This is a genomic window from Neorhizobium huautlense (assembly GCF_002968575.1).
GTDB lineage: Bacteria > Pseudomonadota > Alphaproteobacteria > Rhizobiales > Rhizobiaceae > Neorhizobium > Neorhizobium huautlense.
The window spans coordinates 16,673-39,549 of sequence record NZ_PVBM01000015.1 but is presented as its reverse complement, the minus strand read 5'-3'; the positions used below and the strand labels follow the sequence as shown (position 1 = coordinate 39,549).

The 22,877-nt window shown below is 59.2% G+C and carries 19 protein-coding genes, 1 tRNA gene and 2 pseudogenes; 12 read left to right on the top strand and 10 right to left on the bottom strand.

The window, feature by feature from the left end; genetic code table 11:
• Nucleotides 1-96: 96 nt before the first annotated feature.
• Both C5L12_RS16865 and C5L12_RS16860 read right to left on the bottom strand, forming a co-directional pair.
• Nucleotides 97-441: pseudogene (locus C5L12_RS16865) on the bottom strand (type II toxin-antitoxin system RelE/ParE family toxin).
• A complete protein-coding gene (locus C5L12_RS16860) occupies nt 428-700 on the bottom strand; it encodes a ribbon-helix-helix domain-containing protein (protein ID WP_105373216.1) in 273 nt (90 codons plus the stop codon). The pseudogene C5L12_RS16865 and the gene C5L12_RS16860 overlap by 14 nt, the downstream one beginning before the upstream one ends.
• Before the next feature lie 128 nt (nt 701-828).
• Here C5L12_RS16860 and C5L12_RS16855 point away from each other — a divergent pair, with 128 nt between their 5' ends.
• From C5L12_RS16855 to C5L12_RS16845, 3 genes are all read left to right on the top strand, one after another.
• Nucleotides 829-1,185, top strand: coding sequence for a type II toxin-antitoxin system PemK/MazF family toxin (locus C5L12_RS16855; protein ID WP_425350805.1), 357 nt, complete (start codon nt 829-831; stop codon nt 1,183-1,185).
• Between the two features lie 314 nt (nt 1,186-1,499).
• Complete coding sequence (locus C5L12_RS16850; RefSeq protein ID WP_105373214.1) at nt 1,500-2,822, top strand: type II toxin-antitoxin system HipA family toxin; 1,323 nt, start codon at nt 1,500-1,502, stop codon at nt 2,820-2,822.
• Nucleotides 2,823-2,839: 17 nt separating this feature from the next.
• Complete coding sequence (locus tag C5L12_RS16845; protein WP_105373213.1) at nt 2,840-3,139, top strand: helix-turn-helix transcriptional regulator; 300 nt, start codon at nt 2,840-2,842, stop codon at nt 3,137-3,139.
• A 230-nt stretch (nt 3,140-3,369) separates the two neighbouring features.
• On the opposite strand, the gene C5L12_RS16840 is transcribed toward C5L12_RS16845, so the two are convergent.
• Nucleotides 3,370-3,984, bottom strand: a complete 615-nt coding sequence (locus C5L12_RS16840; protein WP_105373212.1) for an HAD family hydrolase — start codon at nt 3,982-3,984, stop codon at nt 3,370-3,372.
• A 20-nt stretch (nt 3,985-4,004) separates the two neighbouring features.
• The gene (mutY, locus tag C5L12_RS16835) at nt 4,005-5,108 is read right to left on the bottom strand and encodes an A/G-specific adenine glycosylase (RefSeq protein ID WP_105373302.1); all 1,104 of its coding nucleotides are present in this window, start codon (nt 5,106-5,108) and stop codon (nt 4,005-4,007) included.
• Between the two features lie 164 nt (nt 5,109-5,272).
• Here mutY and C5L12_RS16830 point away from each other — a divergent pair, with 164 nt between their 5' ends.
• The 6 genes from C5L12_RS16830 (at nt 5,273) to C5L12_RS16805 (ending at nt 14,088) form a co-directional block, all read left to right on the top strand.
• Nucleotides 5,273-5,797 carry a DUF721 domain-containing protein gene (locus C5L12_RS16830; RefSeq protein WP_105373211.1) on the top strand — a complete coding sequence of 175 codons (525 nt, stop codon included), beginning with the start codon at nt 5,273-5,275 and terminating at the stop codon, nt 5,795-5,797.
• A gap of 145 nt (nt 5,798-5,942) precedes the next feature.
• Nucleotides 5,943-6,647: a DsbA family protein gene (locus tag C5L12_RS16825; RefSeq protein WP_105373210.1), complete on the top strand. Its 705-nt coding sequence runs from the start codon at nt 5,943-5,945 to the stop codon at nt 6,645-6,647.
• A gap of 36 nt (nt 6,648-6,683) precedes the next feature.
• Complete coding sequence (locus C5L12_RS16820) at nt 6,684-10,145, top strand: chromosome segregation SMC family protein (RefSeq protein ID WP_105373209.1); 3,462 nt, start codon at nt 6,684-6,686, stop codon at nt 10,143-10,145.
• A 363-nt stretch (nt 10,146-10,508) separates the two neighbouring features.
• On the top strand, nt 10,509-13,181 hold the full coding sequence (ppdK, locus tag C5L12_RS16815; protein ID WP_105373208.1) for a pyruvate, phosphate dikinase: 2,673 nt from the start codon (nt 10,509-10,511) through the stop codon (nt 13,179-13,181).
• Nucleotides 13,178-13,609 (top strand): GNAT family N-acetyltransferase, encoded by a 432-nt coding sequence (locus tag C5L12_RS16810; protein ID WP_105373207.1) that lies wholly within the window; start codon nt 13,178-13,180, stop codon nt 13,607-13,609. The genes ppdK and C5L12_RS16810 overlap by 4 nt, the downstream gene beginning before the upstream one ends.
• 119 nt (nt 13,610-13,728) lie before the next feature.
• A complete protein-coding gene (locus tag C5L12_RS16805) occupies nt 13,729-14,088 on the top strand; it encodes a VOC family protein (RefSeq protein WP_105373206.1) in 360 nt (119 codons plus the stop codon).
• A gap of 21 nt (nt 14,089-14,109) precedes the next feature.
• Here the strand turns inward: C5L12_RS16805 and C5L12_RS16800 are convergent, their stop codons facing one another.
• From C5L12_RS16800 to C5L12_RS16790, 3 genes are all read right to left on the bottom strand, one after another.
• Nucleotides 14,110-14,754: an NrsF family protein gene (locus tag C5L12_RS16800; protein WP_105373205.1), complete on the bottom strand. Its 645-nt coding sequence runs from the start codon at nt 14,752-14,754 to the stop codon at nt 14,110-14,112.
• Nucleotides 14,751-15,299 (bottom strand): sigma-70 family RNA polymerase sigma factor, encoded by a 549-nt coding sequence (locus C5L12_RS16795; protein ID WP_105373204.1) that lies wholly within the window; start codon nt 15,297-15,299, stop codon nt 14,751-14,753. The genes C5L12_RS16800 and C5L12_RS16795 overlap by 4 nt, the downstream gene beginning before the upstream one ends.
• Nucleotides 15,300-15,430: 131 nt before the next feature.
• A complete protein-coding gene (locus tag C5L12_RS16790) occupies nt 15,431-15,697 on the bottom strand; it encodes a hypothetical protein (protein WP_105373203.1) in 267 nt (88 codons plus the stop codon).
• Between the two features lie 331 nt (nt 15,698-16,028).
• On the opposite strand from C5L12_RS16790, the gene C5L12_RS16785 reads away from it, so the two are divergent.
• Nucleotides 16,029-16,922: a DUF1499 domain-containing protein gene (locus tag C5L12_RS16785; RefSeq protein ID WP_105373202.1), complete on the top strand. Its 894-nt coding sequence runs from the start codon at nt 16,029-16,031 to the stop codon at nt 16,920-16,922.
• A gap of 16 nt (nt 16,923-16,938) precedes the next feature.
• Here the strand turns inward: C5L12_RS16785 and C5L12_RS16780 are convergent.
• Nucleotides 16,939-17,391, bottom strand: a pseudogene (locus C5L12_RS16780) (thiol-disulfide oxidoreductase DCC family protein).
• 9 nt (nt 17,392-17,400) lie between these two features.
• Entirely contained in the window at nt 17,401-18,312 is a 912-nt protein-coding gene (locus C5L12_RS16775) for an MBL fold metallo-hydrolase (RefSeq protein WP_105373201.1), read from the bottom strand.
• Between the two features lie 189 nt (nt 18,313-18,501).
• Here C5L12_RS16775 and C5L12_RS16770 point away from each other — a divergent pair.
• Nucleotides 18,502-18,576: transfer RNA gene (locus tag C5L12_RS16770), tRNA-Gln, on the top strand.
• Between the two features lie 586 nt (nt 18,577-19,162).
• Nucleotides 19,163-20,245: a calcium-binding protein gene (locus tag C5L12_RS16765; protein WP_105373200.1), complete on the top strand. Its 1,083-nt coding sequence runs from the start codon at nt 19,163-19,165 to the stop codon at nt 20,243-20,245.
• Between the two features lie 354 nt (nt 20,246-20,599).
• Here C5L12_RS16765 and C5L12_RS29075 read toward each other — a convergent pair whose 3' ends face one another.
• Nucleotides 20,600-22,753, bottom strand: coding sequence for a M10 family metallopeptidase (locus C5L12_RS29075; RefSeq protein ID WP_157949072.1), 2,154 nt, complete (start codon nt 22,751-22,753; stop codon nt 20,600-20,602).
• Nucleotides 22,754-22,877: the final 124 nt, after the last annotated feature.

The following is a 22,877-nucleotide window of genomic DNA, read 5'->3' as shown; positions in this document are numbered from 1 at the left end:
TCAATTGACTTACAACGGCGCTTTGCCAAGACGTTATCCGATGTGAGAGCCTCGGAGATGCGATCATCGCGTGACAACGCTCGATACACCCAGTTCTCAGCTATCGAGCAGTCGCCTCATCATATGTCGGATATGGTCTTGTGCGCCGAAGAAGATGGCAGCAATGACGATCATCTGACGATCGACGACGGGCAAAAACCAAACTACTGCCTTGTCTAGTCTCAAAAAGCGGATGCCCGGATAGATATTGGATCACAATGTTCCGATATGCGGCGTCTCAGCCAACCGACCGATCGACAAGCGTAGTTCGCGAATTCGGCCGGCCGCATGCTCCAAAGCCTCGTCCGGGTGCTCGCCGAGATCGCTGTAAACGGCGAAGAGATAATCAAAGATAAGCTCAAAATCGCGCTCGGCTTCGATGGAATATTCAAGGCTCCACACGAAGAGCTCGCCGTTTCCGCGCGATCATATTGTCGACTGCACCCGCCATTGCATCATCCGACAGAGTCGGTCCGTTTAACCGCCGGATCAGTCCCCGAAGGGCTTCCATCTCCACGGTTTCCGTCTCCGTCTTTTGCCGAAGAAGCTCCAGGCCTTGCTGAAGAACCGAACTGAAGCTCGAATATCGCCCGCTGTCGACGAGCGATCTGGCAAAGGCATCCTGTTGCTCGGTCAGCGAAATCGATGATTTTACGCTCATAGCCAATATCCTTTCGTCTCAAGGAAATGCTACCCGTCGCATATGTCAAGTGGTTCAGGGAGGTTGCACCATTCCTTGTCCGGTTTTGTACCTCTAGTTCCGGACGAGAAAATTCACGCCCGGGGAGGCTGACCCCGGGGGTCATACTTCGGCCAAGTCCACGCCGTGTGCGGCAAGATCCGCCTTCAGTTGTGATCGTGCAGGACGACAGCTTCGAGGCCACCGACTCGATCACGATTTGCGCTTTCACAACCGACCCTACCGACGCGCCGCTGTTTCGCCTCGTCGCAGAGCCTACGGACCGCAACGGCCTGCGTTCGGTCTGCCGCCTGGATGGTAACAAGATCACCACTTTTCCCAGAGCGAAAGTAGGTGTGCAGGTCGGTCGGCTGGACGATGAGGATATGGTGCGACTGAACCAGGCGATGACCGTATTCCTCGGCATGGCAGTTTCTCCCCGGGCCGGCAGGGGAAAGGAATCATGAAGAGCTTTTGACCAAGTGACGAGCTCTGCCGGATCGACCGTTTAGATGTCGATGTTCCCAGGTCCTTAGGTCTGTTCCCAATTGGTCGGCATCCGTGAAATGCACCGCCTGTCAGCCGGCAGCGCGGGCGCTTCCATATTCGCGACGGGATCATTGATGATATTCGCATGCACGATTGCATTGCGCAGTAGAAAATGGTCAGCCAGATGGGAGGCTTCCGTAGTTGGCAGTTTTAGCGAAAGTTAATTGAACCACGTTGATGGGTTGAATAACGTAAAAATCCGTATTATTTGAACCATTGAAAGGGTCAATTAATGCGCTTAACGCTCCAAACCCATTTTAATGATGAGTGGCATCACGCCGCGACGCTAGAACTGAAGGACGACGCGGCCGGCTTTAAGGGCGCATCCATCGTCGATTACGATCTCGACTATTTCGTCAGCGTGGCGTCAGCCGAATTCGCAGCCGGAAAGACGGTCTGTGACCATCGCGCCCTGTCCGTCTGTTTTCCCGTTGATCTTGAAAATCGATATAGCCGGAGCTGGCCGCCGTTCCTCTTGGATCTCATGCCGCAGGGACATGCAAGGCGAAAGCTTGCCGAACACCTCGGCCTTGCGGAAGGCGCGCGCGCTTCTGATCTGCCGCTGCTTCTCCGATCGGCGACTGGTGGCATAGGCAATATCCGCATCAAAGAAGCGGCGGACGCCGAAGTGGAACGGCTGCGGGGTGTTGAGCGCCAAGGGGTGACAGAAGCGGAAATCCTTGAGCGGTCGGATCGCTTCATTGAAGTCGCCGACCGCTTTGGAATGCTCGCCTCCGGCTCCAGCGGCTTGCAGGGCGAATGGCCGAAGGTCTCGATGACGCAGGCGAATGATGGGCTCTATTATCCCGACAGCTTCGTGACTGATGATGAGGCCGTGCGCCACGTCATCGTCAAGCTGGTACGCAGCAACGAGCCTGTGGATCGCCTCATCCTCGAAGGCGAAGCCCTCTATTCGCGGATCGCTCAAGAGATCGGCCTGAATGTCAGCGAACCATCAAGCTATGCTGAAGGCGTCTTAATCATTCCCCGTTTCGACCGGAAGAAGAGAGAAGGCGGCGGAACCGTCCGACTAGGGCAGGAAAGCCTCGTATCCGCGATCGGCATTGCCGATTTCGGCCATGTCGGCACACACGAGGCCTATATCGACGTTCTGCGCCAATATTCTGCCGATCCGTTCTCGGACATCGTAGAATACCTGAAGCGCGACATAGCAAACTTGGCGCTCGGCAACCCCGACAATCACGGTCGAAACTCCGCATTGAGCAAACACCAGGACGGCACGATCCGCCTGTCCCCGCTGTTTGATTTCGCTCCAATGCGGCTAGCCAAGGAGGGGATCGTTCGCTCCACCCGCTGGGCCATGATGCGTGACCGCGGTCGCGATCATCTTCCCGATTGGACGCGGATTTGCGCCGAACTGATGCCTGATCCTGCTGAGCACAGTGCGCTCGCAGCTACGCTTGCCATGTTTGCCGAACACCTGCGCCAGGCTCCGGCCATGGCGAAAGAAATGGGAGCGTCTGCGGATATTCTGGATCGTGCAATGGGGCGCTGTATCGCGATAGCGGACAGCGTTCTGGCCGCGTGTCAATGATGGCAAAGGACCGCTAAATGGCTCGATGGAAGAAACCCACGAAAGACGAGATTCTTCAAAACCGTCGAACACTTGCTGAGCGTGCTCGAACCGGCGACCTAAGGCTGCCTGAAGCTGTAGCCGAAATTCGAAAGGGTTTCGGCATGACCCAGGAGGAGTTTGCTAAAACGCTTTCGTTAACCCGGCGACAAGTTGCTGAAATCGAAACCGGGGCGGCGAACCCGACGCTGGAGACGTTGGAAAGAATAGGGCGTCTGTTCGGGTTTGCTGTAGGCCTTGTACCGAAGGCGGAGAACCGATCGGATACCGAAAAGTGACCGGACACGAGGAAAACGCTGCACTTGCAGGCATAAACCCCGCTCGTCAGGTTATTTCGATGACAAGGCGTCACTGATTGCACTGAAGGATAAAGTTCGGCAAGGCGCCATGTCGACATCTGGCTTGCGATACAACCAAATACATGCTGCTCCATCCCAAAAAAAGCAATCTGATCAAAAAATCTAAACCGAACCCGGGGAGTTGACCCCGGGGCCGCATCCCTTCTTGGTCAGACCTGCACGCCGCAAGCGGTCAGATCTTTTTTCAACTGTTCAGCGTCGGTGAAATGCACCGCCTGCCAGCCGGCAGCGCGTGCACCTTCCACATTCGCGGCGGAATCATCGATGAAGATCGTCGCTTCCGGTTTAATGCCGAAGTCGCGGGCATGTTTTTCGTAGATCGCCACATCGGGTTTGATCAGCCCGATCTCGCCTGAAACGGTTACTCCCCGCGGCTTGTTCAGGAAGGGAAAGAGTTCCCTGGCATGGGCAAACGTATCGGCCGCGAAATTCGTCAGCATCGTCACGTCCTGGCCCCTGTCGATCAGGTCTTCCATGATTTTGACGGAGCCGTCGTAGGCATGCGGCACCATCTCATGCCAATGCTTGCGGAAGGCACGGATCTGTTCCTCACGTTCGGGATATTTCTCAATCAGCAACGTCTCGGCATCCTCCCACCTGCGGCCGCGGTCCTGTTCCAGGTTCCATTCATGGGTGCAGACATTGAGAAAGAACCATTTGCGCTCTTCTTCGTCCGGAATGATGCGGCTGTAGGGGATGTTCGGGTCGTAGTGGATCAGCACTTTGCCGATGTCGAAAACGATGTGGTCGATCTTGGCCGTCATGTGTCTCCTCGGGAGGGGTATCAGTTCGGAAGTTTTTCGAAGGCTCGTGGGATAGCCTCGGCGATGACCTTTTTCATGACGGTTGGCAGGGCTTGGGCCTCAAGATTTGTGACCGGCTCCCACCATCCGTTATTCGCCTCTATTTTCTCGGTTCTCGTCCGGAAGACGGAAAGCCTGAGCTCGAAATGGGTAAAGACATGGACGACCGTGCCGCAGGCCTGCCAGTCGGCGGGGAATGGAGCGTGGTTAGGGCTCGTGCCGCCGTCGAGACGCGCGGTCCACGCCGTTGTCGGCACTTCTGTCATGCCGCCGAGCAGGCCGCTTTCGATCCGCCGACGCAGCAATACCTCGCCTTCGGGTGTTACCGCCACGAAGGCCGCACCCATCCGCACCGGTCTTTCTTTTTTCGCGGCCTTCACGGGAAAGCGTTCCGGATCATGTTTTGCGAAGGCGAGACAGTCTTCGCGAAAGGGGCAGAGCGTACAGGCCGGTCGCTTCGGCGTGCAAATCGTCGCACCGAGATCCATCATCGCCTGGGCGAAATCCCCCGGCCGGTCGGCAGGCGTCAGATCAGCAACCTTCGCCTTCATCAAGGGCTTTGAGCCCGGTAGCGGCGCATCGATGGCGTAAAGCCTCGAAATCACACGCTCGACATTGCCGTCCATGACTGCGGCTCGTCGGTTGAAGGCGATTGCCGCAACCGCCGCGGACGTATAGTCGCCGATGCCGGGAAGTGCGCGCAGGCCTTCCTCCGTATCGGGAAAGATGCCCTGGTGCTCGGCGGCCACCGCCTCGGCGCATTTCTTCAGGTTTCGGGCGCGGGCGTAATAACCAAGCCCTGCCCAGGCGGCCATCACGTCCTCGGCAGGCGCTGCGGCGAGATCGGTGACCTTCGGCCAGAGCGCCAGGAACTTGGCGAAATAGGGTTTGACCGCCTGGACGGTGGTCTGCTGCAGCATGACCTCCGACAACCAGACGCGATAGGGATCGGCCCGCCCGCCCGCCTTCGCCGCCGCCGGGCTCACCCGCCAGGGCAGCTCCCGATGGTGCCGGTCGTACCAGGCAAGCAGCTTTTCCGGGAACGAAAGCGGGAGATCGGCAGAAAGGGCAGAAGAACTCGTCATGTGAACGAACATAGTGGCTGCGCCTGTTTTCGCCAATCGCAGGCCCGGAGGAAAGCTGGGGGAACAGGATTGTAGAACCACTCGCTGAAGCCTGACCCACGATCGCTTTCCCGATCGCATTCCGGTCTCTATAATGACTTTCGATCAACTGGATCGGATTTCGAATGAACGGCCCGGAAAAGACGCGCAGCCAGAGAGGAAAACGGGAGTTTCAGATTTCCGAAGTGGCGAACGGCATCATCGATCCGGTGCTTGCCCGCCGCGCCGGCATCTCGACGGCGCTGCTCGGCTCCTGGGACGAAATCGCCGGCGAGGATTTTGCAGACTGCACCCGACCGGAAAAAATCGCCTGGCCGCGGCGCGACGAAGGTTTTGCCGCAGGCGGCGGCTATCAGGCCGGCGTCCTGACGATCGCTTGCGAAGGCGCCCGCGCCCTTTTTCTGACCCACGCCCAGGGCGAGTTGATTGCGCGCATCAACGGCTTTTTCGGCTTTCCGGCCGTCCGCCAGATACGTATCGTCCAAAAGCCCGTCTCGCAAACCTTCAAGCATCCCCGCAAGCCTCCGCCGCTGAAGGGCGAGGCAGCCAAGCGGCTTGAAACGATGATGGAGGGCATCGAAAGCGAGGCGCTGAAAAAGGCTGTCGAGCGACTTGGGACAGCCGTGCTCCAGAAGAAAAGCAAGCGGTGACCTTAAGAAGCTTGCGTTCATCCTTGATACATCTCTGATTTGTCACAATTCTTTGAAGAGATTTGCCTATCGACAGCTTGTTCCTGTTCGGGCGTCGCGTTACGGAATGTCAAAAATATTGAGACCTCTCGCTTACAGGTGTTCCATGCAGATGAACGATGTCACCATGACCCGGCGCGCGCTTTTGGGCGGTGTTGCCGTAACCGCCCTGGCGCTGGCCTTGCCGCTCGGCGTTTCCGAAGCTTTTGCGCAGGAACTTCCCGAGTCCCAGGGCGACGTGGACATGGCAGCTGCCATCAAGCCGGGTCCGCTGCCGGAAATGGCGCTGGGTGAGGAGAAGGCGCCTGTGACGGTCATCGAATATATGTCGATGACCTGCCCGCACTGCGCCAACTTCCACAACAAGACCTTCGACACGATCAAGACCAAGTATATCGACACTGGCAAGGTGCGTTTCATCATCCGGGAATTCCCGTTCGATCCGGTCGCGACGGCCGCCTTCATGCTGGCCCGCTGCAATCCGCAGAACCCGCAGGAGCTTTCTGCTCCGGCCCAATATTTCCCGATGGTCTCGATGCTCTTCAAGCAGCAGCGCGCCTGGGCGGCTCCGGCGGACGGAAATGTGCGCAATGCATTGCTGCAAAGTGTCAAACTGGCAGGTTACTCACAGCAGAGTTTCGAAGCTTGCTTGACGAACCAGAAGCTTCTCGATGAAGTAAACGCGGTCGTAAAGCGGGGAGCTGACGACTTCGGTGTGAATTCCACCCCGACTTTCCTGATCAACGGCAAGAAGTATTCTGGGGACCTATCGGTTGAATCCATGTCAGCGCTCATCGACAGCCTGTTGTGAGCTTATCTTCCTTAAGGGGAAGATGAGGGGCGCGGCATGAAGTTCACCAAGCTGCGCCTCGTCGGATTCAAGTCTTTCGTCGAGCCGATGGAATTCGTCATCGAACGCGGGTTGACCGGTGTGGTCGGCCCGAACGGCTGCGGCAAGTCCAACCTTGTCGAAGCGTTGCGCTGGGTAATGGGCGAGAATTCCTACAAGAACATGCGCGCGTCCGGCATGGACGACGTGATCTTTTCCGGCTCCGGCAACCGCCCGGCCCGCAACACCGCCGAAGTCGGCCTCTACCTCGACAATTCCGACCGCACCGCGCCTGCCGCTTTCAATGATGCCGATGAAATTCAGGTAAGCCGCCGGATCGAGCGTGAAGCCGGTTCGATTTATCGGATCAACGGCAAGGAGGCGCGCGCCAAGGACGTGCAGTTGCTCTTTGCCGATGCATCGACCGGCGCGCGCTCGCCGTCCATGGTCGGTCAGGGCCGGATCGGGGAGCTCATCCAGGCGAAACCGCAGGCTCGCCGTCAGCTCTTGGAAGAGGCAGCTGGTATCTCCGGCCTCCATTCTCGCCGCCATGAGGCCGAGCTTCGCCTGCGCGCCGCCGAAACCAATCTCGAACGTCTCGACGACGTGCTGAGCCAGCTCGAAAGCCAGATAGAGAGCCTGAAACGGCAGGCCCGGCAGGCTAACCGCTTCAAGACGCTTTCAGCCGATATCCGCTCGCGCGAAGCGCAGCTTCTGCATATTCGCTGGACGCAGGCCAAGGAGGCGGAAGCCGAAGCGGAAAGCGCGCTGAACCAGATCACGGTCGTCGTGGCCGAGAAGGCGCAGGCGCAGATGGAGGCGGCAAAAGAACAGGCGGTCGCCAGCCTGAAGCTGCCGGAACTGCGCGAGGAAGAGGCAAAGGCGGGGGCTGCGCTCCAGCGCCTGCAGATCGCCCGCGGTCAGTTGGAGGAGGAGGTAAACCGTCTCCTGAAGCGCCGCGATGAACTGACACGCCGCCTTGCGCAGCTCGGCGAGGATATCCGCCGCGAAGAGCAACTGGCCGCTGACAATGCGGTTTTCCTGGAGAAGCTCGACCAGGAAGAGGCCGAGCTCAGCGAGATTCTGGCCGAATCCGGTGTGCAGGCCGAAGAGCTGCATGCGGCGTTTGAGGCTGCGGCGGCCGAACTCGGCGAAAGCGAGAAACTGTCTTCCGCCATCACCGCCGAGCGAGCGGAAGCGGCTGCTGGACGCAACCAGCTGGAGCGGGCAATCCGCGATCTTGCCGAGCGCCGCCAGCGTCTCGAACGGCAGCTTAGCGACTCCAGGCGCGAGCTCGACTCGATCAACGATCGCCTCTCAGGACTTGATGACCCGGCCGAAAAGCGCGAAGCGGTGGAGGCAGCCGAATTCGCGGTCGAGGATGCAGCCGCGGTTGCCGAGGAAGTCGAAGCCGCACTCGCGTCGGCGCGTGCGGATGAATTGGCGGCCCGCGGCCCGGTGGAAGCGGCCCGCTCCGCACTGAACGGCTTGGAAACCGAAGCGCGTACGATCTCCAGGATGCTTGCTGCCGGCGCCGCTTCTGGCGATTTCGTGGCTGTTGCCGAAATGATCCGCGTCGACCGCGGTTACGAGGCAGCACTTGGAGCCGCATTGGGCGATGATCTGGAAAGCCCCGTCGACGCCAACGCACCGACCTATTGGTCGTTGAACGGCGATGGCTCAAGCGATCCGGACCTACCGCCCGGTGCAAAGCCGCTGATCGCCCATGTTACGGCTCCGCCGGAACTTGCCCGCCGCCTGGCGCAGATCGGCCTCGTTTCCGAAGCGGATGCCCCGAACCTAATCCGGCTCCTGCATCCCGGCCAGCGTCTGGTGACGAAGGAAGGCGCCGTTTATCGCTGGGATGGTCACGTCACCGGTTCGGAAGCGCCTGGCGCCGCCGCCCTGCGCCTTTCTCAGAAGAACCGGCTCTCCGAGCTTGAGGCGGAAATCGACGAGGCGCGTATCGTCCTGTCGGAAACAGAGGTGGCACTTGCCGCCGCCGCGTCCGAAATCGGGGCTCGGGAGCGCCAGCTTGCCGATGCCCGCGAAGGCGGCCGTCTTGCTGCGCGGCAGCTTTCCGAAGCGCGCGATGCACTTGCTTCGGCCGAACGCGCTGCTGGCGACCTGATGCGCCGCCGTGACGTGATCGCCGAGGCCGTCAATCAGATCAGCGGGCAGATCGAGGATCTGGGCGTTCAGGAGGAGAATGCGCGCGTTGAACTGGAACATGCTCCGGATATTTCTAATCTCGACAACCGGCTGCGCGAGCAGCAGTTGGTGGTTGCGACCGATCGCAGCTTGCTCGCCGAGGCACGTGCCCGCTACGAGGGACTGAGCCGCGAGACGGAAGGCCGCAAGCGCCGCCTGTCGGCGATCGCTCAGGAACGCGCCGCGTGGACCACCCGAGCGGCGAGTGCTGCCGGTCACATCGCAAGCCTGCGTGAGCGCGAGGACGAGGCCCGCGAGGAGATAGCCGATCTCGAAGCCGCACCCGAGGAGCTTGACGACAAGCGGCGCGCGCTGCTTTCGGAGCTGCAGAAGGCCGACGACATGCGGCGCGCCGCCGCTGACCGGCTTGCCGAGGCTGAAACGCTTCAGCGTGAGACGGACCGGATTGCCGTCACCGCGCTGTCCGAACTGGCCGAAGTTCGGGAAAGACGCGGCCGCGCCGAGGAACGTTTAGTCTCCGCTGCCGAAAAGCGCCACGAAAGCGAAAGCCGCATCCGCGAGACCTTGAACGTTGCGCCCCATGAAGTCCTGCGCCTTGCCGGCCTGAAACCCGATGCGCCGATGCCCGATATCAGGGAAATCGAGCGGGAGGTCGATCGGTTGCGGATGGAGCGCGAGCGATTGGGTGCGGTCAATCTTCGTGCCGACGAGGAGCAAAAGGAGCTTTCCGACAAGCTCGATACATTGATGCGCGAGCGCGCCGATGTGATCGACGCGATTCGCAAGCTGCGCGGGGCGATCCAGAGTCTGAACCGTGAAGGCCGTGAGCGTCTGCTGGCGGCTTTTGATGTGGTCAACGCGGAATTCCAGCGGCTCTTCACCCACCTTTTCGGCGGCGGCACGGCGGAACTGCAGCTTATCGAATCGGACGATCCGCTTGAGGCCGGGCTCGAAATCCTTGCGCGACCGCCGGGCAAGAAACCACAGACCATGACGCTGCTTTCAGGCGGCGAACAGGCCCTGACCGCCATGGCACTGATCTTTGCGGTTTTCCTCACCAATCCCGCGCCGATCTGCGTTCTGGACGAAGTGGATGCGCCGCTCGACGACCATAACGTCGAGCGTTACTGCAATCTCATGGACGAAATGGCGGCGTCCACCGAAACCCGCTTCATCATTATCACGCACAACCCCATAACCATGGCGCGTATGAACAGGCTTTTCGGTGTCACAATGGCGGAGCAAGGTGTCTCCCAGCTTGTGTCCGTCGACTTGCAGACGGCGGAGCTGTTGCGTGAGGCAAGCTGAGCAAATCTAATGTGCCCAGGAAAAATGCTCGTCAATTAAGTAGAATCACCCATATGGGTGATTGAAATTTTCCGCTATTGTTGTCTTGTTGAATTCGGAGGAAGTCCATTGAACTTCCTGGTGCTCCGACGCTCACGTCGGAGCCTTAGACCCCCCGTCCGGGTTTCCTGTCTCGGACGGAAGGCTTTGCGGGGCCGCCTGTGATCCGGCCCCGCAAAGCTTGTTTTCCCAGAAACCCGCTATCCTTCCGCGCTGCAGCTTTTATTTGCTGCGTTGCAACATAATCCTTGCCTACTGCGTTTCCAAACCGTCGTAAAACCTGTAGTTATGGCGAAAAACAGACTGCATCGGGTGGAGGGCAGCATGATGAAGTGGGTCTATCGCTTCGGCGGTGGCGAGGCCGAGGGCCGCGCCGTCGACCTTGAGCGGTTAGGTGGAAAGGGCGCAAATCTCGCCGAGATGGCGAGCCTTGGCTTGCCTGTGCCGCCGGGTATGACCATCATCGCTAATGCTTGCGCCCATTATTTTGAACATGGCCGGACCCTTCCCGATGACCTGAAAATCCAGGTTCTCGAGGGCATCGCTGCCATGGAGGAGCTGACGGGGCGCAGCTTCGGGGGCTCGACCAAGCCGCTTCTGCTCTCCGTCCGCTCCGGTGCGCGCGCCTCCATGCCCGGGATGATGGATACCGTCCTTAACCTAGGCCTTAACGACGAGACGGTGCAGGCGCTTGGTCACGACGCCGGCGATGCCCGCTTTGCCTGGGATAGCTACCGGCGGTTCATCCAGATGTATGCCGACGTCGTCATGGGTCTCGATCACGAAGTGTTCGAGGAGATACTGGAGGACGAGAAGGCCCGCTTCGGCCATGATTACGATACCGATCTTTCCGCGGTCGAATGGCAGCATGTCGTCGGCCTCTACAAGAAGATCATCGAAGAGGAGTTGGGAGAGAGCTTTCCGCAGGATCCGCATATCCAGCTGTGGAAGGCGATTGCCGCGGTGTTCTCGAGCTGGATGAACCCGCGTGCGCTGACCTACCGGACCCTCCACCGCATTCCCGAAGAATGGGGTACGGCCGTCAACGTCCAGACCATGGTGTTCGGCAACCTCGGCTCGTCGTCGGCAACGGGGGTTGCGTTCACCCGCAACCCGTCGACAGGTGAAAGAGCGCTTTACGGCGAGTTTTTGGTAAATGCCCAGGGCGAGGATGTCGTCGCCGGCATCCGCACGCCGCAGTCGATCACCGAAGAGGGGCGCATCGCGTCGGGCTCCGAAAAGCCCTCGATGGAAAAGCTGATGCCGGAGGCTTTTTTAGAATTCAAGGCGATCTGCGAACGGCTGGAAGCCCATTACCGCGACATGCAGGACCTCGAATTCACCATCGAGCGGGGAACGCTCTGGATGCTGCAGACCCGTTCGGGCAAGCGCACCACCCGCGCGGCGATGAAGATCGCCGTCGATATGGTGGAGGAGGGAGTGATCTCCGAGGAAGAGGCGATCTGCCGGATCGAGCCTCCTTCTCTGGATCAACTGCTGCATCCCACCATCGATCCGCGCGTCGAACGCCATATTATCGGCTCGGGCCTTCCGGCGTCGCCGGGCGCGGCCACCGGCGAGATCGTCTTCACCGCCGAAGAGGCGGTGGCAGCGGAATCGGAGGGGCGCAAGGTCATTCTTGTGCGGATCGAAACGAGCCCCGAAGACATTCACGGCATGCATGCGGCCGAAGGAATTCTCACCACACGCGGCGGCATGACCAGCCACGCAGCGGTGGTCGCCCGTGGCATGGGTATCCCCTGCGTCGTCGGCGCTGGTTCGATGCGTGTCGACCTTCGCGACGAACTTTTGATCGGCGTCGGCGGCATCACGCTGAAGCGAGGTGACACGATCACCATCGATGGCTCGTCCGGCCAGGTGTTGCAGGGAACGGTGCCGATGATTCAGCCGGCGCTTTCCGGCGATTTCGGCAAGCTGATGGCCTGGGCTGACAAGAACCGTCGCATGACGGTGCGCACCAATGCCGACACGCCTCAGGACGCGCGGGCTGCCCGCTCGTTCGGCGCTGAAGGTATCGGCCTTTGCCGCACCGAGCACATGTTCTTCGAGGGTGACCGCATCCATGTGATGCGCGAGATGATCCTTGCGGAAGACGAAAACGGCCGCCGGGCAGCTCTCGCGAAACTCCTGCCGATGCAGCGCTCGGATTTCACCGAGCTTTTCACCATCATGCACGGCCTGCCTGTAACGATCCGCCTGCTTGACCCGCCGCTGCACGAATTTCTGCCTAAGACGGAGGCCGAGATTGCCGATGTCGCCAAGGCCATGGGCATGCCGCCGGCATTTCTCGCCCGCCGCATCGACGCTATCCATGAGTTCAACCCCATGCTCGGCCATCGTGGCTGCCGTCTGGCGATCTCCTATCCCGAGATTGCCGAGATGCAGGCTCGCGCTATTTTCGAGGCTGCCGTGGCCGCCGCCCGGGAAACCGGCGAGCCCGTGGAGCTTGAAATCATGGTGCCGCTCGTCAGCCTTCGCACCGAACTCGATTACGTGAAGGGCGTCATCGACCGGGTTGCCGATGATGTTGCCAAGGAAAGCGGCACGCCGATCGCTTACCTCGCCGGCACGATGATCGAGTTGCCGCGGGCTGCGATCCGCGCCCATGTGATTGCCGAGACAGCACAGTTCTTCTCCTTCGGCACCAACGACCTTACCCAGACGACGTTCGGGATTTCGCGCGATGACGCGGCGACCTTCATCCCGACCTACCAGCGCAAAGGCATCATCGAGCACGATCCGTTCATTTCTCTGGATTTCGACGGCGTTGGAGAACTGATCAGACTGGCCGCCGAACGCGGCCGCAGGACACGAAACGACCTGAAGCTCGGGATTTGCGGCGAGCATGGCGGCGACCCGGCATCGATCCGCTTCTGCGAAGACGCCGGGCTTGACTATGTATCGTGTTCGCCTTTCCGCGTGCCGATCGCCAGGCTTGCGGCGGCCCAGGCGGCGATAGAGGGGAAAAAACCATGAACCCGGTGACCGTACTTGCCGTGCCGGTTTTCAGCACGCTCTGCAACGAGGGTTTTCGGCTGCGTCGCGAGGTCTTCATCGTCGAGCAGAACGTGCCGGCGGATATGGAGTTCGATGCTGACGATCTGACGGCCTTTCATTTCGTGGCGATCCTCTCCGGCGAAGTTTGCGGCACGCTCCGATTGATCTACGCCGACGACTTCGTCAGGATCGGACGGGTTGTCGTCAGCCATGCCTGGCGCGGCAAGGGAATTGCAAGCGCCATGATCCGACATGCCATGGATGTCCACCGGACTGCGCGCGAAAACCGTTTTTGCCTGTCGGCGCAAAGCGACAAGACAGCAATGTACGAACGCTTCGGCTTCAAAACCTTTGGCGAGGAGTTCTTCGAAGTCGGCATCCCGCATTACGAGATGAAAAATTTCTGACCGGCCCAACTTATTCATCTGCCGGATATCGTTGGCCGGAATGGAATGAGGAGTCGTTTTCAGGCGACGGCTGTGGCAGAATTTGTCTGTGAGTGAACGGGGGCGACGGGGAGGACCAGATGCCGCGCTTGGACCATGTAACGATCCGCACCCGCGATCCGGGGCCGATGATGGCGTTCCTCGAAAAGGTGTTGGGAGTGAAGGAAGGCTTTCGTCCGCCGTTCCCTTTCCCAGGGCATTGGCTTTATCTCGATGGCCATTCCTGCATTCATCTGCTTCCCGTTGATCGGAAAGATGATCCTCCTGTTGGCATCTACGACCACGTGGCCTTTGCCTTTTATGACCGGGATATCGCCATCAGGGATATCGAGGCGACCGGTTACCGCTTCGAACACGACGCCATACCGGGTACCGATATCGGCCAGATTTTTGTCTACGGGCCGGAGAGCGTAAAAATCGAGCTTCAATACCGCCGCTGATCGAGGTGTAGCCTGACCTGCCTACCAGCGCAGCAGGCGGGGGCCGATGAGAGCGCCGATAAGGCCGGTCATCAGAATTCCGAGGGAATACCAGATCAGCACGAAAGGCATGCCGTTTTCGGTGCAGAACCAGGAATAAACCCAGGCACCCGCCGCGCCGGCGGCAATGCCCGCTATAAGCCCCGTCAGGCGCAGATCGGTCGGTGCCGCTCGACGCAACCACAAGATATTTCCGGCAAGGACCGGAAGTGCGAAGGCGAAGATAAGGAAGGGGCAGTGCAGAGCCGAGGACCCCAAGATGAGGACCCGATAGGTCTCACCCGGAGACATCATCAGCTGGATTGCGGCGGCGACTGCCATGGCCAGGAAGATCACGGCAATCAAGACAAAGAAGCGTCCCTCCGAACCGTCCGGGCGGGCGAGGTGGTAGACCGCCAGGAGCGCGACGACTGCAAGCAGTGCGTTATAGGCGGACTTGATCCAGAAGACGGGCAGCATGAGCGCCTCGTTCATATCGACGCGCAAGCCCAGGATCGTCAGCATGAGGAGCAGCGAAACGGCAAGAGTAACGACGAGGTCAAGCGCCAAGCGCCGCTCCAGCGTGCGGGGCGCTACCGGCTTAAGGTCCTTCACCAGGCTGTCGATGATATCGTCTGTCCGTTTCACGTTTCGCCTCGCAATTTCTCCGCCAATGCCTTCAGGCCCCTGTGGATGCCGACCTTGACTGCCGATTCGGATTGGCCGGTGCGGCTTGCCGTGTCGGCGACCGATTGCCCCTCCAGTTTCACCTGACGGATGATTTCCTGCTGTTTTGCCGGCAGGCTGTCGAGAAGCCGCTCGACATCCATGCGGGCCGTCACCGCATCTTCGCTGAAACCGCTTTCGAAATCCTCGCCGAGTTCCACCTCCGCCATCATCCGCCCACCGCGACCGCGGTGGTGGTCGATCAGCTTGTAGCGCGCGATCGAGAAGAACCAGGACGTGAACGGGCGATTGCGATCGTATGTTGCTCGTCGGGAATGCAGCGCCAGCAGTGTCTCCTGGACAAGGTCTTCCATATCCGCTCTCGTCGCCGCGCTCATCCTGCGGCTGTAATAGCCGACGAGCAGGACGCGCAGAGCGTTCAGCAAACGCCGGTAGGCTGCCTCGTCCCCATCGAGGGATAGAAGCATCAGCGTCTTCAGGGCTTCTTCCGAATGGGCGATGGTCATGCTGTCTCGTTGGTATTCGGAAGCCTGGTGCGATCGGTTACAGCCTGCAGAAAATTTTTCTCGAAGCTCAGCCCTATCACATGAGCGTGACGCTGTAATGTGTTCCGGTCAGCGCCAAGTTGCCGATACGCCTACCGTCTTTCGACTATCACGCGCCGCTCGACGATCATGGGGCGCCACATCATCGAACTGCTGCGGGCCTGGAAGGCACGCGACTCCGCCCGGCGGTCGAGCTCCAGATCCAGCACGCAGCGCGCCATCGCTTCGGAGCCGCGCCGGAAGCCATAGCCTGCGCAGATAGTCTCGTCAGCTGCGCGGCGCTCTTCGGGCGTCATGGTCTGGCAAGCCGCAAGCGGCAAGGCGAGCGCTGCAAGCAGGAGAGGACGACGAAGGCGCATGAAGGAAACTCCCAAGGAAAAACGCAGGGTGCGAACCCGACTTCGCCTTTTTTACACAAGAACGACTGCCCGCACCATGTCTGAACCTGCTTCAGGCTCGTCGCCGTCAATTGTCGGTGGATTGAAATACCGAACGGTCTGCCCGCGAAAAGCCGGAGGAGGATTGGCAAGCGGTCACAAGCAAGGACAACAGGATGACGCTTAAGATACCGGTATTGCGCACGGGCGGATCTCCTTGTGCAAAGGGACGAACAAAGCGATTTCCATTTAAGAATGGCTGCTTTAGATATAAGTGCCGGTGTCCTCATATTGTCGTGAGCTTCGTGTCAGCATGACCGTCCGTTTTGTCCGGCCCGTTTCCCATTCGGCCTATGCTGCAAGAAGGCTGGGACTTTCCGCGCTCGTGCTTTTCGCCATCGCGACACTTGCCCATCGCTTCGGCCCGCTGACGACACCGGATTTTTTATCTTTGACCTTCCTTGCCGCGGCGATTGCGGCAGTCTCAGTGCCGTTATCATTGATCGGGCTGACGCGGCTCTGGCAGGTGGGTGCGGAAGGCGGCGTCGCAGCCGCCAAGGGCCTCTTCTACGCGGCAGTGCCGCTCGGGGTCGTCGCGGCCGGTACGCTCTCCTATTACACGCTGCCGCCGCTTTTCGATATTTCGACGGATATTGCCGACCCGCCGACATGGATTGCCGAGCCGAATGCAAAGCAGCAATGGCTGTCGCGGCCGGCTACCACCACGCCGGCGGACAGGCGTGCGCAGTTTGCCGCCTATCCGGGGCTTACCGGGCGCCGGTATGAAGGTGCCCTCGACCGCGTCTATGAAGGCGTGCAGAAGGCTATGCTTTCGGCGCGCATTTCGGTGACGCGCAGGGAAGGGGTGGAGTTGATCGCGCCGGATATCGCCGAGCGGCCTGCGCCCGAGGACGAGCAGGCCCCGGTGCCGGATCTGGCGCCGATCCCGCTGCCGCGTCCCGAGCCGTCGCTCACCACCGTTTTCGGCAATGCCGGCGACGTCCTGCTTCAGGGAGAGGCCCGCACGCTGGTTCTCGGACTGCGCTTCGATCTCGTTATCCGTCTGCGCGAAGATGCCGAGACCACTTCGGTCGATATCCGCGTCGCCTCCCGTTATGGACCGCATGACCTTGGCGTGGGTGAAGCGATTGCCGAAGACTTCCTTGATCGGCTCGACACCGAACTCTTGGGTATCGCCGGCAACTGACGACCGGGTCGGCGCTTTACGCGAGGAAACGATGTTTATCTGCGGCCGTTGGCACGAAGCAGGACGAGCGTCTGCCGGCGATCCGGTAACGGTTCCGGGCGATGATGTCATAACCTCAGTCGCGGAATGACCGAGGCAGGACGGACAGGAACCGCATGAGCGACCATCGCATGCCGAGGGAACCCAGCACCCGCAGCGTGGCCTCCGACTTGAAATAAGGCCGGCCTCCGTCGAGCAGCAGATTGGTCTCGTAGTTGCGGGTTTCCAGGCCGTAGTGCCGGTAAAGAGCGATACCGAGCGGCGACTGCGCGGTGAGGAATCGATAGCGGCCGCGCCGGTCGTGCTTGAGGAGGAATTTCACCCAGCCGGAGCAGAAGACGCAATCGCCGTCGAAGATGATGATCGGGCCGTTATCATTGAAGTCAGGCACCGCGAGGTCGTGACGATAGCTGTAGTTCTGGCCGGACATCCTACTCTCCTACGCCAGCCAATAGGTGCCCGCCAGAGAGGGCGGGCCCTCGGTGACGACGCGGCCTTTTTCCACCAGGTCTTCCAGATGCGCCAGTACGGAGAGCGCGGCTGCACCATGCAGGCGCGGATCGGTGCTGGCATAGATCACCTTCACCATGTCCGGGATCAGCCGGTCACCTGCGCGAATGCGCTCCAGGACGGCGCGCTCGCGCATGCGGCGGTGGGTGCGAAGGCCTCTGAGGAAAGACGTCGGCTCTTTTACCGGCCCACCATGACCGGGAAAAAAGATCCGGTCGTCCCGCTCAAGCAGTGTGTCGACCGAGGCCATGAAATCGGCCATCGAGCCGTCCGGCGGCGCCACGATCGTCGTTGCCCAGGCCATGACGTGATCGGCGGAAAAAACCACGCCCGTCCCTTCAAGCGCGAAGGCCGCGTGGTTGGCCGTATGGCCTGGCGTATGAAGGGAAGAAAGCGCCCAGCCGTCCCCCTCGATCGTTTCTCCGTCTGCGACCGCAATGTCGGGGACGAAGTCGATATCTGAACTTTCCGCGAAGGGATTGGTTTCGCCGACGTGTAGCGGACGAGCGGCCCGGTGCGGCCCTTCGGCGACGGTTACTGCTCCGGTTGCCTCCTTAAGCCGTCGGGCAAGCGGAGAGTGGTCGCGATGCGTGTGGCTGACGAAGATATGGGTGACTTCGCGCCCTTTGAGTGCCGCCATCAGGGCTCTAAAATGTGCCTCGTTCTCGGGGCCGGGATCGATGACGGCCACGGATGAGCCGCCAACGATATAGGTATTGGTTCCATGGAACGTGAATGGGGAGGGGTTATTGACGGTTAACCGCTCGACGCCGTAGGCGACAGGCACCGGCGTGCCGTAGGCAGGGGAAAATTCCATATCGAAGGTGAGATCCTCTGCCATGCCGGCCTCAGCGTGTGTGATCTTCGTCTCTTGTCAGGAGCATCTATCACCGCTTTTGCGGCAGTGCATTCAAAAATGCGCATCGGAAAAATGGAAAATCGTGAAGTTAGCCGTTGAGAGGCCGAACAAGCTTTGCTAGAGCAAGCCACCTGCCGGGGCGGTTTTTTGCGATTTGCCGCCCGCAAGTGTTGGGGCGTCGCCAAGCGGTAAGGCACCGGTTTTTGGTACCGGCATTCCCAGGTTCGAATCCTGGCGCCCCAGCCACGGTCTCCTGGGTCCATACTGGCATATAGGTAACGATCAATTCGTCAGAAGGGGAGCCAGAGGCAGCGCTTGTTATGGCGCACCACCAGTCCCGTCTAGGCAGGTGGCCGCAGAACAGACTCATAAGGACGAAGCCGACAACGGAAAAGGTGAAGACGCCGCCGGATGGGCGACTAGATCCCAGAGTTCAACGCAGCAGGTTCGACGGCCTCAACGCGCCTGTGGTTTGCCGAACTGGAACCTCGCTGGTCTGCTGCCCAGAAGGTGACGTTGGCTGAGATCATCGAAGGCAGGGCCAGATCCGGCGTTGATCCAGTGGCGCCTGAAGTGCTGAGATCACGATTGCTCAAAAAACATCTCCTTCATTAAGAGCCGCCTCTGGGCGGCCTAGCGGACGGAACGTCGACGGAGATTTGGTGGAAAGACGAGGCCGATTTCGGTCAGAAGACTGGCATGGTGTGGCAACGGGCGCGGCGCGGCAGGGGACTATATTGATAGCCGCACTATGCGGATGAATTTGCCGTTCTGCTGCTGTTCATCTTGTCGATGCTACCCAAGGCGCAGGACCAAATACCAGGAGTGAGATATGGCAATCGTGCGGGGCAATGACTACGCCAACACCATCTATCAGGACGACTACGGGTACGAGCTCGATATTTATGCCTATGGTGGCAACGATCGCATCTACCTGAATGTCGGTGGCTCCAACGGCGGATGGAATTGGGTGGCCGCCGGGGCAGGCGACGATCGCGTCTATAACGTCTACGAGGGCGGCAACGAGATCGATCTGGGAACCGGCAACGATTTTTATTCCACCATCGGATTTTCCACCAATCCCGACTACTACGACGTCGTGCGTGGTTACGACGGGAACGACGTGTTTGAAGTTTCGACCTTCCACAGCGACTATTACGGTGAGATCGGCAACGATAGCTTCTACTCTGTCGGGTTCAATAACTATTTCAACGGTGGCTCCGGCACCGATGTGATTAGCTATGAACTGCAGGACGATGATCCGGATCTGGCTGGTTCCGGCGTGGTGGTCGACCTTCGCGATGGCTATGCCCATACCAAGGGCACCAATTACGAGGAGACCCTCGTCAGCATCGAGAACGCAGTCGGAAGTGGTGCGGCCGACAAGCTCTACGGCTCGATCGGTAGCAACAAGCTCTGGGGCAGCGGCGGCAACGATTACATCTACGGCGATTCCGGCAACGATTCGCTTTACGGCGAAACCGGCAATGACACTGTGCTTGGTGGTTCCGGCAATGACCTCCTGAGCGGTGGTTCCGGCAATGACCGGCTTTCCGGTGGCAGCGGCAATGACAGGCTCATCGGCGGCAGCGGGTACGACAGGTTTCTCTTCAATACCGGGCTCAGTTCTTCCGGCAATGTCGATCTGATCGACGACTTCAACGTCACCTACGATGCAATTGAACTGGACAACGCCATCTTCACCCGCTTCACGTCGAATGGCGCCATCTCGTCCAGCATGTTCGTCAGCAACACGACCGGCCTTGCCCGTGATGCCAACGACTTTCTGATCTACGAACGCGACAGCGGCGATCTGTTTTACGACAGCAATGGCAGCGCTTCCGGTGGGCGGATCCTGTTTGCCGACCTCGACCCAAACCTCTCGCTAACATACCGGGACTTCGTAATCGTGTGATATCAAAACCCTGCCGGCTCGAGGCATTATCGTGGGAAGCAGCATTTGGCTGATCTGGACCGCGGTGATAAGATCGCAATTTCTCTGAAAAACGGGAGATTGCCAATTAACTTGCTGATATAAATGGCGGGCTTGGAGGATCGCCGGCGGCAGGCCCGCCGTCAATAGAGCGGTTTGTTGCGGCCGGCTAGAACCCGGCTGAAACGCCGTGACCACGCGTGGAATTTAAACCTTGCAACTATTCCTAGACGGCGCCGATGAGGCGATCATCGATGCTGTTTGGAGGTCTGCTTGAGAAGGTAGAGGCTTCGACTACCATAGCGGCACCAAGCCAAAAGACCCGCTAGCTAATTATTATACGAAGACGAAGTCGTCGTTCTGCAGGTTACTTAGCGAAACGTTCTTCAAAGTCAGCACGTTATTCGCGTCGTGGACAATAATCGTGTCTTGTCCCTGTTGAACCGCCGCGTCCAGCAGGGAAGAAAGATCGGAGAAAATATCAGCCGCGAAGTGCATGACGTCGCCTGCAACGGTGGAGAAGTCCTCGATAAAATCCTTCCCGAAACCAAAAACGAAGTAGAAGGTATCACTGCCCAAGCCACCATTCATCACATCGTTTCCGGCTTGACCATATAGCTTGTCATTTCCGTCATTGCCCCCCAAGCGGTCGGCACCAGCTCCGCCAGCGAGGATATCGTGGCCGGCCCCGCCAGACAAAATGTTAGCGCCAGCGTCCCCATAAAGTTGGTCATTGTATTTGCTACCCATCAAGTTTTCGATTGACGAATAAACATCTCCAGCGGCATCGGAGATGTTGGTGCTCGGCGACACCAAACTCGCCCTTACGCCTACTCTCGCCGTGACATAAGAGGCAGTATCCGATCCGCTTCCACCCAAAAGCCTGTCAGTTCCCGCCCCGCCTATCAAGGTGTCATTGCCTTCGCCTCCCGAAAGTACGTTCGCGGCCGAATTGCCCTCCAGGCGGTCGCTATATTTGCTGCCTGTCAAATTCTCGATTGAAGAGTAGATATCTCCTTTGGCGTCACCCGTGTTATTTGTGGAAGACGCCAAACTGGCAGATACGGCACCGGTAGCGGTTTCGTAAATCGCAGTATCCGACCCGTTTCCGCCGTAAAGTCTGTCGGCACCTGTATCGCCGAATAGTAGGTCGTTTCCGTCGTCGCCGTTCAGAGTGTCGTTGCCAGCCCCGCCGTTTAGGCGGTTGCTTCCCTTATCGCCATGCAAGGTATCCCCGTAGGACGAACCAATCAGATTCTCGATCGAAGAATAAATGTCACCCGCGGCCTCGCCCCGGTTGATCGAAGGCGAATAGAGACTGGCGATAACCGCAGCGCTTGCTGCGGCATAGGACGCCGTATCAATGCCAATTCCGCCGTACAGGCGATCCCCACCTAGTCCTCCAATGAGTGTGTCGTTTCCGGCTTCACCGCTAAGCGTGTCGTTTCCCGAATATCCCGAAAGGGTGTTATTCACCTGATTGCCAATGATTGAATCGGCGGCTCCGCCGCCTTTCACATTCTCAATCAAAGAGGCAGTATTACCCTTGTACAGAAGGGCATTATAGATATTGCCCCGCGCGTAGCCGCCGTTAGGGCCGCCACCAAGATATGCAGCCTGAGCCGAGCTGAAGAGGGACGCCATGCCGGGACGAAGATCCACCTTCAGACTTGTCGAATAAGCGGTGAGATCGAACGTATCGACTCCACCGCCATCCCAGATGGTTGCGAAAATCTCTCTCCCCGAAGCAAGAATGCCCGCTTGGCCGTCCACTAGCGTGACACCTGAACCTGGCTGCCATTTGTATGTCGTGTGGCCATTATTTGTGGAGTAGTCTGCTCCATACATCTGCTGCAGACCAGCAATGTCGGCGATCATGTAGGATTGAGGAGCGTCACTCATGCCGTAGCGATAACCGTCTATTGGTCCGCCAACGTAGCTTCGATACGTCATGATGGAATATTCTAAGTTATCATAGCTAGCCGGCAGAGGATTGAATCCTCCTTCGCTCTCGTGGCCATGCTTGAGCCCAAGCGCGTGGCCAATCTCGTGTAGCATCGTGTGCCACTCATAGTTGCCGGCCACGGGACTGCGATAATTATACCCTCGGCCAAACCAAATATCGCCTGCCTGCGAATACCCACCCGGCAAATATGCCCACGCTGTCGACGGGGCGCTCGATTCAGCGAAACGGAGGGTGGCAGTTGTCGCCGAACCGGCAGAGATCGCAAGGTTCGTAAATCCTTCCACCGAAAATCCGTCGTTGGCCTTGCCGCCGTAGGAGGCTTCGAGCGCCAAAAGTGCCGCCGCCTGCTGGTTGTCGGAAACCGTGCTGAACGAAAGCGGCTCTCCTGAATAGCTGTAACTTGTGGAGGCAGAAGGGAATGAATAGGTCACCGGACCCGCCCATGCATGGCCACTAAGCACCCCGTCAACTAGCGTGTTCCCGGAGGCTGCCTGAACCCTGCTTGAAGTGAAGCTCCCAGTCACCTGATTCCCTTTCGGATAATACGGTCTCGTTACCGCCCGCACACGCTATTGTTATCAGGGGCGTTACTTAAGAAAGCTTTTCAAGCAACACAACACTTGATTTTGATAGTGAATTTTTAGCTAC